The 11,568-nt window shown below is 54.1% G+C and carries 8 protein-coding genes, 2 tRNA genes and 2 rRNA genes; 1 reads left to right on the forward strand and 11 read right to left on the reverse strand.

Annotation, left to right across the window (positions count from 1 at the left end):
- Nucleotides 1-66: 66 nt before the first annotated feature.
- The 5 genes from BN4275_RS00780 to BN4275_RS00800 all read right to left on the reverse strand — a co-directional run bounded on the left by BN4275_RS00780 (nucleotide 67) and on the right by BN4275_RS00800 (nucleotide 4,146).
- On the reverse strand, nucleotides 67-267 hold the full coding sequence (locus BN4275_RS00780; RefSeq protein ID WP_066452620.1) for a hypothetical protein: 201 nt from the start codon (nucleotides 265-267) through the stop codon (nucleotides 67-69).
- Nucleotides 268-289: 22 nt separating this feature from the next.
- Nucleotides 290-1,621: an aminotransferase class I/II-fold pyridoxal phosphate-dependent enzyme gene (locus BN4275_RS00785; protein WP_066452622.1), complete on the reverse strand. Its 1,332-nt coding sequence runs from the start codon at nucleotides 1,619-1,621 to the stop codon at nucleotides 290-292.
- Entirely contained in the window at nucleotides 1,618-2,670 is a 1,053-nt protein-coding gene (locus BN4275_RS00790) for a lipid II:glycine glycyltransferase FemX (protein ID WP_079987969.1), read from the reverse strand. The genes BN4275_RS00785 and BN4275_RS00790 overlap by 4 nt, the downstream gene beginning before the upstream one ends.
- Before the next feature lie 440 nt (nucleotides 2,671-3,110).
- Nucleotides 3,111-3,923: an epoxyqueuosine reductase gene (locus BN4275_RS00795; protein ID WP_066452624.1), complete on the reverse strand. Its 813-nt coding sequence runs from the start codon at nucleotides 3,921-3,923 to the stop codon at nucleotides 3,111-3,113.
- Nucleotides 3,910-4,146: a helix-turn-helix domain-containing protein gene (locus BN4275_RS00800; protein WP_066452627.1), complete on the reverse strand. Its 237-nt coding sequence runs from the start codon at nucleotides 4,144-4,146 to the stop codon at nucleotides 3,910-3,912. The genes BN4275_RS00795 and BN4275_RS00800 overlap by 14 nt, the downstream gene beginning before the upstream one ends.
- A 96-nt stretch (nucleotides 4,147-4,242) precedes the next feature.
- On the opposite strand from BN4275_RS00800, the gene BN4275_RS00805 reads away from it, so the two are divergent.
- Nucleotides 4,243-4,512 (forward strand): DUF6809 family protein, encoded by a 270-nt coding sequence (locus tag BN4275_RS00805; RefSeq protein ID WP_154018780.1) that lies wholly within the window; start codon nucleotides 4,243-4,245, stop codon nucleotides 4,510-4,512.
- Nucleotides 4,513-4,824: 312 nt separating this feature from the next.
- Here the strand turns inward: BN4275_RS00805 and BN4275_RS00815 are convergent, their stop codons facing one another.
- The 6 genes from BN4275_RS00815 to BN4275_RS00845 all read right to left on the reverse strand — a co-directional run bounded on the left by BN4275_RS00815 (nucleotide 4,825) and on the right by BN4275_RS00845 (nucleotide 11,425).
- Nucleotides 4,825-7,083 carry a vitamin B12-dependent ribonucleotide reductase gene (locus tag BN4275_RS00815; RefSeq protein WP_066452634.1) on the reverse strand — a complete coding sequence of 753 codons (2,259 nt, stop codon included), beginning with the start codon at nucleotides 7,081-7,083 and terminating at the stop codon, nucleotides 4,825-4,827.
- A gap of 153 nt (nucleotides 7,084-7,236) precedes the next feature.
- Nucleotides 7,237-7,680, reverse strand: coding sequence for a DUF4234 domain-containing protein (locus BN4275_RS00820; protein ID WP_066452636.1), 444 nt, complete (start codon nucleotides 7,678-7,680; stop codon nucleotides 7,237-7,239).
- Nucleotides 7,681-7,856: 176 nt separating this feature from the next.
- Nucleotides 7,857-7,973: ribosomal RNA gene (gene rrf, locus BN4275_RS00825) — 5S ribosomal RNA — on the reverse strand.
- 16 nt (nucleotides 7,974-7,989) lie between these two features.
- Nucleotides 7,990-8,064, reverse strand: a tRNA-Glu gene (locus BN4275_RS00830).
- 241 nt (nucleotides 8,065-8,305) lie between these two features.
- A tRNA-Lys gene (locus BN4275_RS00835) sits at nucleotides 8,306-8,381 on the reverse strand.
- Between the two features lie 213 nt (nucleotides 8,382-8,594).
- A 23S ribosomal RNA gene (locus BN4275_RS00845) occupies nucleotides 8,595-11,425 on the reverse strand.
- Between the last annotated feature and the right edge of the window lie 143 nt (nucleotides 11,426-11,568).

The raw sequence follows: 11,568 nt of genomic DNA on the forward strand, positions 1-11,568 counted from the left end.
ACCGCATGACTTGTCCGCTGCGCTCCGCAGAGAACCCGCTACTTTCCGCTGCCCTTTGGAAAAAGGTCAGCCAAACGCCGGAGAAAGCAGTCCCGCCAGAATGATGAGCAGCGAAACCGCCGAGATGATCAGGCTTTTGCCCGAAGCCTTCTCGTCCTTCACGATCTCCGCGATCCCGGCCGCCAGCGAAAAAACGAACACAAACGGCCAAATGAACCAGGTCCAATAATAAAAGATTGCAATCCCCTTCATCAGTCCAAGCAGCATCGGCAATTCCTCTCCCGCAGTTTTAATCTTTTACAACGCATACCGCTGTAATTCCATAAGCCTTGAGCGCGGCGGCGGCCTCCTCGTCAATCCTTTCGCCGCCCATCACAACCGGGATGCCCGGCGGGCAGGGGGAAACTTCTCCGGCCGCGATCCGTCCAATCGCGTTTTCCACCAAAACAATTTCCTGTGTGGAAAAAACCGCGGCGCGCAACGGCATTGCCGACTGGGGGCGCGGGAGCGCGGCGCCTGGCGAGAGCGCCCCGATTGCCCGCGCGAGCCGTTCGTAGTCGCTTTCGCGGTTATAGGCGTTGGCCATCAGCACACAGGCGGTACCGCTCACGTATTCCGGCTCAACGCCGAAACCGCGCAGGTGCGCGCCAAATGTTTCCCTATCCATCCCAAGCGGCCCAAAGCCGAGCGAAAGCTTTGCCGGATCGGAAAGCCCCTGCGGCAGCGCGAAGCCATGCGCAAGGGAAAGTCCCCGCAGCCGGTCCATCTGCCGGGCGGTGCGGGCAAAGCCCTCCCGGGCGCCGCCGCGCGCATACTGGAGCGCAATCTCACAGGAAAGCATCATCGGATAGCTTGGGCTGGTCGAGCCAAACAGCGACATCATCCGTTTCGCATCCGCCGCGAACTGCCCGTCTCCAATATGTAAAAGCGCCGCGCCGGTCATGGCGGGCATCGTCTTATGTAGGCTGTCGCAGCAGAGCGCCGCGCCGCAGTCGATCGGATGCGGCTTCCCGTATTTCTCCGGGAGAAACCGGAGGTGCGCGCCGTGCGCGTTGTCAACCAGCAGCGGCACGCCATGTTCCCGGCAGACCGCGGCGATCCCGGCAAGGTCGCTCATCACCCCAAAGTAGTCGGGCGAGGTGATGTAGACCGCTTTTGCATCCGGGTTCGTCTCGATCGCCGCCGCGACCGAGGCGGGTGTATACCGCCCAAGGAACCATTCCCCCGCGTCGTTTTCCGGATAGATCCACACCGGCGAAAGATCGAGCAGCGCTGCCGTGTTGATCGCGGCCCGGTGGATGTTGCGGCTCATGATCACCTTGCCGCCATTGCCGCATGCGAGCGCCAGCATTGTTTGGATGCACAGCGTCGCCCCACCCGCCGAAACGAGCGTCCGATACGCGCCGTAAACCTCCGCGAACTGCCGCTCCAACTCCAAAATCGGCCCATCCGCGTGAAAAAGGCTGTCCGCCCCCTCCACTTCGGTGATGTCCCACGGCAGGATTTCTGCGAATTCCCCTGTCCCACGGCCCTTATGCCCCGGCATATGGAACCGGGCCATGTCCTTTTGGAGATATGCTTCCACCGCGTCATGAAGCGGTGTTTTGCCCGCCTGCCTCATGATTTTTTCAGTTTGCGCTTCACCGCGCCGATCGTCCCGTTGAGGGCAATCGCTTTGTCCACCATCTTCGCTTTGAGCGGCTGGTAGACATAGTCAAATTCTCCGGCCAGCTCGTCAAGCGTGCCGTTAAACCCGCGCTTAAAGCGGTAAAGGCCGTACATATGCCCATTTTCATCCATATTGCCGGAAACGCCCTGGAAGTCGTAAACCGCGCATCCAGTTTCGATCGCCCATTTGATCATCTCCCACTGGATGAGGTAATTTGGCATCACATTGCGGTAGACATTATCCGACGCTCCATAGACATAGCAGGTCTTGCCCGCATAGTTGGTGGTGATCGCGCCGGAAATCGGCTGGTCCTGATAAAAGGCCATATACATCCGCACATGCTCGCCAAGCGCGTCGAGCATCCGGGCAAAATAGGCCTTCGGACGGACGTTGAAGCCGTCGCGCTCGCCGGTAGTCTGCATGATCCGCACAAAATCGTCCAGATATTCCTGTCCCACCACCCGTATTTCCACACCGTGCTTCATTGCCACGCGGCAGTTGTAACGGGTCTTTTGGGTGAGCGCCGCGAAAACTTCCTCCTCGGTGCGTTCGTTCAGGTAAAGCCGGTAATTGAATCGGGCCTGAATGCCTTCAAATCCATCGGGGCCGTAGCTTTGGGTAAAGCCCATACCTTTTGCGAGTTTTAAAAACTGCGCGTCGCTCATCAGAACATCCGGGTCCATTTTGAAGGTATGGGCGTTGTATTTTTTAGCGAGCGCGTCGACGCCGGCCTTGAGGTCGGCGAGCACGGCCTGGTCGTGCAGGTCGCAGACCGGGCCGCGCGGCGCATACAAAAACGAGGTGCCGATCAGCGGGATCTTTTGGATCAGCACCGACATGGCGCCGACGATTTCGCCCGCACCGCCGCGCGAAACAACCGCTTCGAAGCCCCAGTTATTTTTTACCTTCTGCCAGTTGACGCTCTGCGTAAAGCATCCCTGCGGATGGTTTGAGACAAATGCCTCATATTCTCCATATTGATCGGGCGTAATAATTTCCAAGATCTGTATCTCCTTTTCAGTCCTTTTGTCCTGATTGCGTGACTCCAAAGAACACCGTCCAAGCGTTTTCGTAAGCCCTGAATCCACCCCAGCCCCACCGCAGTGCAGGGAGCATAAAACGTTACCATCAGTCCTGAGCTGACCGTTTTGCTGGGGGCAAAGGCGTCCGCGGGGTTTGGCAAGGCGTCCGCGGGGTTTCCAAAGGGGCGGCTAGCCACTTTGGCGTGTTCTTTTCCCTATTTCTTGCACGAGCAAGAAATAGGGCCGGGGTGCCGGGAAGGCGCAGAGTCTCCGAGCGCCTGAAAAGCGCAATCCACCGCTCTGCGGCTATTGTACCACAAGTGCGAAGCACGCAGTGGGATAATGGCGCATTGGGACGGAAGCGCCAAAGGCGCGAATCGTCCTGCGCATAAAAAGCTATAATAGCCGCTTTGCGGCTATTATACCACATCCTTGCCGGAAATGATATCCAGATTGCGGCGCAGCACTTTTTCTCCACGCCAGCCATAAGCTTTCGTCTCACAGAGTTTTCCAATTGTATCATACCCGAGCACCGGCTGGTTATCCCGGTAAAAGGCTTCGACTCTGCTCTTGGCAGCCTGCCGGTTGACCGGGCAAGCATCGGTGCACCTGTCACAGCCCCAAACGAATCCGCCCGCTTGGATCTGTCCGCGTTCCCATTCGCTCAGCGCGCCTTTTTTCTGCGTGAGAAAGGAACGGCATTTCGTCTTGTCAAAGCCGTCTTCCGAGAGTGCGCCGGTCGGGCAGGCAGCAAGGCACTGTCCGCAATTGACGCACATTTTTTTGCTTTGCGGCTGGCCGGGCGGCAAAACAAGGTCGGTGACGATCTCCCCGATGAAACAATAGCTCCCATAGACGGGGTTGAGCAGCTGTCCATTTCGGCCCACGTCGCCAAGGCCGGAAAGATATGCGGCGCGCACCTCCACAAGCGGCGAAGCGTCCACAAATGGTATAAATATATTATTTATATACTTTTTGTTTATGTTTTTCGCCAAATTTTCCAAAATTCCCCGAATTACGGTGTGATAATCGTCTACGATTGCATATCGGGAGATGTTGCGCAATTCATAACTATTTGTATAATATCCAAATAAAAATACAATTATTGATTTCGCATTTTCCGGGATACGGGCCTTTGCGCGGACTTCCAACAGCGGGAGCGCATCGGCAAAGGCGCACACGCCCCACTGATCAATCCCGGCATCGCGGACAATTTGTTCAAGTTCCGCCATCGGTTCTCTTCTTTCTTGGATAGGGTTTTTCCTCGTCCGTAAGATCCAAAAGGAAGTCCACGCTTGTCTTGTAAAATGCCGCCAAGGTTAGCAGGTTTTCAGTTGTGGGCGTGTACTCCCCTGTCTCATACTTGGAAAGGATACTCTGATTAATACCGGTTTCCATTTGCAACTGTATTTGCGTCAAATCCCGCAGGACACGAATTTTCTTCAGGTTCTTCATGCGCTCACCTCTTATGCTATTATCTCATAAAATATGCTTGATAATTATAATCATTCCTCATATAATATTCTTGTAAAGAATATTATATGAGGAATCATGTTTATGCCAACCGCCCTTGAAGAATTCTTCCTTTCTGAACTCAAAACCTTCGCCACCTACGAGGAAGCCTCCGAAGCGCATGAAATCCTCGCCCGCTTCCAGCAGGCCCAGGATCTCCTCGCCCATACCCTCACCGAACAGCAAATGCGTCTCCTGCTCGATCTGCGCGACGTGCACGACGAACTCATCGACCGCGCCTCCGCCCGTGCCTTTGTCCGCGGCGTCCGTTTCAAATCTATCCGCTCTTCCCTCGTCCTCGAGCTTTAACCGCTGGTTGAAAGGGCTTACGGACGCACATGGGGGGATTTCTCTTGCAAATCCTCCCATACCCCCAAATGCGCCCGAAGCAGGGCCTGCGGGCCCAGGCGGGATTCCGGTGCGTGCGCGCACCGGCGTGGGGGCGCCGCCCCCGCGTTCCCCGCAACCTTTGAAAAGGTTGACGAAACTTTTGTTTTTTCGCGGCGCAACCGAATCAAAAATTCTTGAAAAAGGGTCCGGGGAAAAACTTCTTTCAAGAAGTTTTCCCCCGGCGTTCCCCCGGCTCCGCGCTTAAGCGCGGAGCCCTTTTATTCCATCCCTTTAGTTGCACTTCGAATATCCACAGGATCTACAGCTTACGCAGCCGCCTTCGTGTTCCAGCTCACTGCCGCAGTCCGGACAAAATTTGGAATGCTTGGTCACAATGACCGGCTGTTCCGGAGCCTTCTTCGGTTCCAGAATTGCACTCGAAGCCGGCTTTTGCGCCGCGATCATGTCCGCTGTCTTTTTGATCACGCGGGCGATCGCATCCGGACAGGAGGTGCATTTCATCCCCGTATGCCGGATGGTCGACGGGCAGCGGATGCCGCGCAGCTGGTCGAGGATTTCATCAATCGAGATGCCCGACCGCAGCGCGATCGAAACAAGCCGCGCGGTCGCTTCCGATTGGCTCGGACAGCCGCCCGCCTTGCCGGTCGAGGTAAATACTTCACAAATGCCGGTTTCATCATAGTTGACCGTCACATAAAGATTGCCGCACCCAATCTTCATCCGTTCGGTCAGCCCACAGGTGATCTCCGGACGCGGACGCGGACGGATATTGGTGGGGTAGCCTTCCGGGTCCGTTTCAACTGGGGTTTCCCCTTCCTTCTTAACCGACCCGATATTCAACACCTGGCTGTCACGGCTGCCGTCACGGTAGATGGTCACGCCCTTGCAGTCGAGCTCATAGGCCAGCATATAGACCTCCTGCACATCCTCGACCGTCGCGTCATGCTTGAAGTTGACCGTTTTGGAGACCGCGTTGTCGGTATATTTCTGGAACGCGGCCTGCATCTTGACATGATAAAGCGGGCTGACATCGTGCGACGAAACGAATACCCGTTTGATATCCTCCGGGATTTCTTCAATATGCGCGAGCGTACCTTCCGCCGCAATCTTTTTCATCAGTTCGTCGCTGTAGAGTCCGCGTTCTTCCAGCATCTCCCGAAGCACCGGGTTGACTTCGATCATTTCGGTGCCGTCCATAACGTTGCGGATGAAAACATAAGCGAATACCGGCTCCACCCCGGAAGAACATCCCGCGATGATCGAAAGGGTACCAGTCGGGGCGATGGTGGTGATGGTGGCGTTGCGAAGCGGCGGGCCGCCGGCAAAGATGCTTTCGTTAAAGAGCGGGAACGGTCCGCGTGTCTTGGCCAGCTCAATCGATTCGGCGCGGCCGGTTTCGGTGATGAATTTCATGACCTTTCCGGCCAATTCCACCGCCTCTTCCGAATTATAAGGGATGCCCATATAGGCGAGCATATCCGACCAGCCCATCACGCCGAGGCCGATCTTGCGGGTCTGCTTGGTGGTGAAGTCGATTTCCTCGAGCGGATACTTATTCACATCGATCACATTATCAAGAAAGTGAACCGCGTCCCTTGCGGTTTTTTCAAGTTTTTTGTAGTCGATGGCATAGCCTTTTCCGGTCTTTTTGAGCATATTGACCAAGTTGATCGAACCGAGATTGCAGCTCTCGTATGGCAGCAGCGGCTGTTCCCCGCAGGGATTGGTGCTTTCGATTTCCCCCTGGCTCGGGACGACATTGTCGCGGTTGAGGCGGTCGAGGAAGATGATGCCCGGCTCGCCATTGCGCCATGCGCTTTCCACAATCTTAGTAAAAACCTCACGCGCATCCAGCTCACCGGCCGGCTGTTTGGTTTTGGGGTCGACCAGCTTGAAGGTGTTGTTATGCTGCACCGCATGCATAAATTCTTCAGTGATGCCCACCGATATATTAAAATTGGTGATATCAGCGTTGTCTTTTTTGCAGTCGATGAAATTCAGAATATCCGGATGGTCGATCCGCAGGATGCCCATATTTGCCCCACGGCGGGTGCCGCCCTGCTTGACCGCTTCGGTGGCCATGTTGAAAACCCGCATAAAGCTGATCGGGCCGCTGGCCACGCCTCCGGTGGTGCGCACCGTCGATCCGGACGGACGCAGCCGGGAGAAGGAAAAGCCGGTGCCGCCGCCGGACTTATGAATCAGCGCGGCCTGTTTGATCGCCTCAAAGATCTCTTCCATCGAATCGCCCACGGGCAGCACAAAGCAGGCGGAAAGCTGTCCCAGCTCGCGGCCGGCGTTCATCAGGGTGGGGGAATTCGGCAAAAATTCGAGATTGGTCATCATCTCGTAGAACCGCCCGGCCAATGCTTCGGTATCGGCAGCGGAGTCGAAATGCCTGTCCGCTTCCGCGATGGCACGCGCCACACGCCAAAACAGCTGCTCCACTGTTTCGATATTTTTGCCTTCCTCGTCCTTCATCAGGTAACGCCGTTCCAGAACCGTCATTGCGTTTTTTCCAATTTTCATCGGTCAATCCATCCTTAATCTCTATATTATGTATCATATAAATTTCGTAATACTATATATTGTATCACTTTCCATCTATGGAAACAACATATAAAACAAACAACCTTGCCGAATCTTTTCCAGCAAGGTTGTTTAAGGTGACTAATTTTCAAATTATTCTGCCGACGGGGCATCCGGCGGAGTTGGCTCTTCCGGTGCCTTTGGCGCGCCCTGTGTGTAATAGCCATTCGGATTCGAAGGGCCGCCCGCGCCCTTATCCGCAAGTTCATTGATTTGCGACTGCATGATACCAAGCGCAACGACCGTGAGGCCAAAGATTGCCAGCACCAGACAGATGATACTGTTATCGCTCATGGAGACGCCCATATTGTTTCCAAGCCGCACCAACTTCTGATTATATTTATAGAGCCAATAAAGCCCATAAATGCCGCAAGTTACAATCGTAAGCAGAACTTCCAGTCCAGGGCCGTCTCTGGTATCTCCAAGCGTGTTGTTGACTTCTTCCGAGGTCTGATACATCCAAATCAGATAATAGATGCCGCAGGTGACAATCGACAGGATGATAACCATGGGGATGCTTTTGTTTTGTATGTACATAAGTAACTCCAATCTCCGGCAGCGCCGGGATAAAATCAACAATTTCAGTCTACCATATCAAACGACTGATTGCAATGTATGGCTTCAAGTTTTGTCCCAACCCATACAATTTGTGTCATTTTACCCGAAAATTGCTGCAACAAAAGAAAAAAACCGCTAAATAGCGGTTTTTTAAGAGCTGGCATCGACCTATTTTTCCAGGGCGTCACCACCCAAGTATCTTCGGCACCGCTGAGCTTAACTACTGTGTTCGGAATGGGAACAGGTGGGACCTCAGCGTCATAAACACCAGCCAATATGCAATTAAAATGGTGACCCGTGCGGGAATCGAACCCGCGTTACCGGCGTGAGAGGCCGGTGTCTTAACCGCTTGACCAACGGGCCATGGACAGCCTTCCCAGCCCTGCTGGACCGGAGCGCCCTTCGGGCGACGGCTGTTCAAAAGGGGTTACATACCCCCCTTTGGATCCCCCGTTGGGTGTCGTCTGCGACGACCCGCCGCCTTCGGCCGCGGATTCGGGATAAGGTGTGCCTGCGGCACAGAATGCCTTCTAAAAGCTTCCTCTATCTATGCGGTGCTTTCCCCTTCCGGGCTTTCTGCCCTCCGGTCACACCTCTCACTTTCTGGTGCGCCATCAGGGACTCGAACCCGGGACCCGCTGATTAAGAGTCAGCTGCTCTACCAACTGAGCTAATGGCGCATATTGGCGGCCTTCCCAGACTCTGTCCGGAGCGGCTTCGCCGACGGCCGCTCAAAGGGTTCCACCCTTTGGATCCTGGCTTGTGTCGTCTGCGACGACCCATGGCCTTTGGTCATGGATTTGGAATTCGGTGTGCTGCGCACATCCTTCGTGCGCCCCGCACCCTCAAAATCGAACAATGAAAACTTCATACCCTGCGAGACCAAAATTCGCTTGGTCAAGCCCTCGACCGATTAGTATCACCTTGCTGCACGTGTCGCCACGCTTCCACATGTGACCTATCAACCTTGTAGTCTTCAAGGGGTCTTACCTGGTTATCCAGTGGGATATCTTATCTTAAGGCCGGCTTCACGCTTAGATGCCTTCAGCGTTTATCCGATCCGCACTTAGCTGCCCAGCTGTGCCGTTGGCACGACAACTGGTGCACCAGAGGTGCGTCCATCCCGGTCCTCTCGTACTAGGGACAGCTCCTTTCAAATATCCTGCGCCCACGACAGATAGGGACCGAACTGTCTCACGACGTTCTGAACCCAGCTCGCGTACCGCTTTAATTGGCGAACAGCCAAACCCTTGGGACCGAATACAGCCCCAGGATGCGATGAGCCGACATCGAGGTGCCAAACCTCCCCGACGATGTGGACTCTTGGGGGAGATCAGCCTGTTATCCCCAGGGTAGCTTTTATCCGTTGAGCGATGGCATTTCCACTCACATACCACCGGATCACTAACTCCAACTTTCGTTACTGCTCGAGATGTCTCTCTCGCAGTTAGGCTGGCTTACGCGTTTACACTCAAAAGCATGGTTTCCGTCCATGCTGAGCCAACCTTTGAGCGCCTCCGTTACTCTTTAGGAGGCGACCGCCCCAGTCAAACTGCCCACCTAACAATGTCCCCCGACCGGATTCACGGCCGCAGGTTAGAATTTCAGTACCTCAAGAGTGGTATCCCAACGGTGACTCCACCTGAACTGGCGTCCAGGTTTCTCAGTCTCCCACCTATCCTGTACATGAAATACCGAAATCCAATATTAAGCTACAGTAAAGCTCCATGGGGTCTTTCCGTCTTGTCGCGGGTAACCGGCATCTTCACCGGTACTACAATTTCGCCGGGCGGGCTGTTGAGACAGTGTCCAGATCGTTACACCATTCGTGCGGGTCAGAACTTACCTGACAAGGAATTTCGCTACCTTAGGACCGTTATAGTTACGGCCGCCGTTTACCGGGGCTTCAATTCAGAGCTCTCACTCCTCCTCTTAACCTTCCGGCACCGGGCAGGTGTCACCCCATATACGTCATCTTTCGATTTAGCATAGAGCTGTGTTTTTGCTAAACAGTCGCCTGGACCTATTCTCTGCGGCTCCCTTTCAGGAGCACCCCTTCTCCCTAAGTTACGGGGTCAACTTGCCGAGTTCCTTAACAACCCTTCTCCCGTTGGCCTTAGAATTCTCTTCCTGTCTACCTGTGTCGGTTTGCGGTACGGGTATCTCAGATATACACAAGGCTTTTCTCGCCTGCCGCTAAGCATACTTCCCTACTAAATTTCGGTCCCTTTCGCCCAGGTCTACCAACGCCTGGGTTATGCCCTTTGACAGTGTCCCCTTGCTTAAATCTTTCGACAGCTACGGAATTTCTACCGTATGTGCATCGGCTACGCCTTTCGGCCTCACCTTAGCTCCCGGCTTACTTGGAGCGGACGAACCTTCCTCCAAAAACCTTAGACTTTCGGCCATTATGATTCTCACATAATTCTCGCTACTCATTCCGGCATTCTCACTCGTATAAAGTCCACCGCCGCTTTCGCTACGACTTCACCCCTTATACGACGCTCCCCTACCATGATTTACATCATCCCAAGCTTCGGTTACACGTTTAGCCCCGTTACATTTTCGGCGCAGAGTCACTCGACCAGTGAGCTATTACGCACTCTTTAAATGAGTGGCTGCTTCTAAGCCAACATCCTGGTTGTCTGTGCAACTCCACATCCTTCTCCACTTAACGTGTATTCGGGACCTTAGCTGTGGGTCTGGGCTTTTTCCCTTTCGACCACGAGACTTATCTCACGTAGTCTGACTGCCACGCATCAATTCTCCGGCATTCTGAGTTTGATAAGGTTCAGTAACCTCTCGGCCCCTAGCCTATTCAGTGCTTTACCTCCGGTAATCTAACGTGACGCTAGCCCTAAAGCTATTTCGGGGAGAACCAGCTATCTCCGGGTTCGATTGGAATTTCTCCGCTATCCACACCTCATCCGCCGCCTTTTCAACGGAGGTCGGTTCGGTCCTCCATGGGATTTTACTCCCACTTCAACCTGGACATGGATAGGTCACCCGGTTTCGGGCCCTATGCATGAAACTCTTCGCCCTATTCAGACTCGGTTTCCCTTCGGCTCCATCCCTTAAGGACTTAACCTTGCTACATGCATACGCTCGCCGGACCATTCTACAAAAGGTACCATATCACGCGTTGACGCGCTCTATGTGCTTGTAGGCGCAAAGTTTCAGGTACTATTTCACTCCCCTCCCGGGGTGCTTTTCACCTTTCCTTCACAGTACTATACACTATCGGTCACCAGGGAGTATTTAGGCTTGGAGGGTGGTCCCCCCGGCTTCCCACAGGGTTTCACGTGTCCTGCGGTACTCTGGATACTGCTCGCTGCCTCGTGTTTTCGGATACAGGACTCTCACCTTCTCCGGTCTGCCTTCCCATGCAGTTCTCCTAACGCTCAGCAATGCTAAATGCAGTCCACAACCCCGGAGACATTGCTGCCCCCGGTTTGGCCTCTGCCGCGTTCGCTCGCCACTACTTGCGGTATCTCGGTTGATTTCTCTTCCTCGCCCTACTTAGATGTTTCAGTTCAGGCGGTTCCCCTGATATGGCTATGGATTCACCATACCATGACGGATCGTTACATCCGCCGGATTGCTCCATTCAGACATCCACGGATCAAAGCCTATTTGCGGCTCCCCGTGGCTTTTCGCAGCTTATCACGTCTTTCTTCGGCTCCTGGTGCCAAGGCATTCACTCTGTGCCCTTTGTAGCTTGACCATGCTTGAATCTTGGTTCTCGCTGTTTTCTTGCGATTTCTATAATCGCTCGGCTTTATTGTAGTTTCTTTACCCTAAAGTAAAAAATCTTTTCATAAAACTTCTGCAGATATTTGTTTTCATTGTTCAATTTTCAAGGTGCGG

Origin of the sequence: Anaerotruncus rubiinfantis, from assembly GCF_900078395.1 — a bacterium.
Taxonomy (GTDB): Bacteria; Bacillota; Clostridia; order Oscillospirales; family Ruminococcaceae; genus Anaerotruncus; species Anaerotruncus rubiinfantis.

What these genes read in the sequence shown, in the direction of transcription:
- BN4275_RS00780 (WP_066452620.1), bottom strand. Translation starts at nt 267, where the DNA reads ATGCTGCTTGGACTGATGAAGGGGATTGCAATCTTTTATTATTGGACC.
- BN4275_RS00785 (WP_066452622.1), bottom strand. Translation starts at nt 1,621, where the DNA reads ATGAGGCAGGCGGGCAAAACACCGCTTCATGACGCGGTGGAAGCATAT.
- BN4275_RS00795 (WP_066452624.1), bottom strand. Translation starts at nt 3,923, where the DNA reads ATGGCGGAACTTGAACAAATTGTCCGCGATGCCGGGATTGATCAGTGG.
- BN4275_RS00800 (WP_066452627.1), bottom strand. Translation starts at nt 4,146, where the DNA reads ATGAAGAACCTGAAGAAAATTCGTGTCCTGCGGGATTTGACGCAAATA.
- BN4275_RS00805 (WP_154018780.1), top strand. Translation starts at nt 4,243, where the DNA reads ATGTTTATGCCAACCGCCCTTGAAGAATTCTTCCTTTCTGAACTCAAA.
- BN4275_RS00815 (WP_066452634.1), bottom strand. Translation starts at nt 7,083, where the DNA reads ATGAAAATTGGAAAAAACGCAATGACGGTTCTGGAACGGCGTTACCTG.
- BN4275_RS00820 (WP_066452636.1), bottom strand. Translation starts at nt 7,680, where the DNA reads ATGTACATACAAAACAAAAGCATCCCCATGGTTATCATCCTGTCGATT.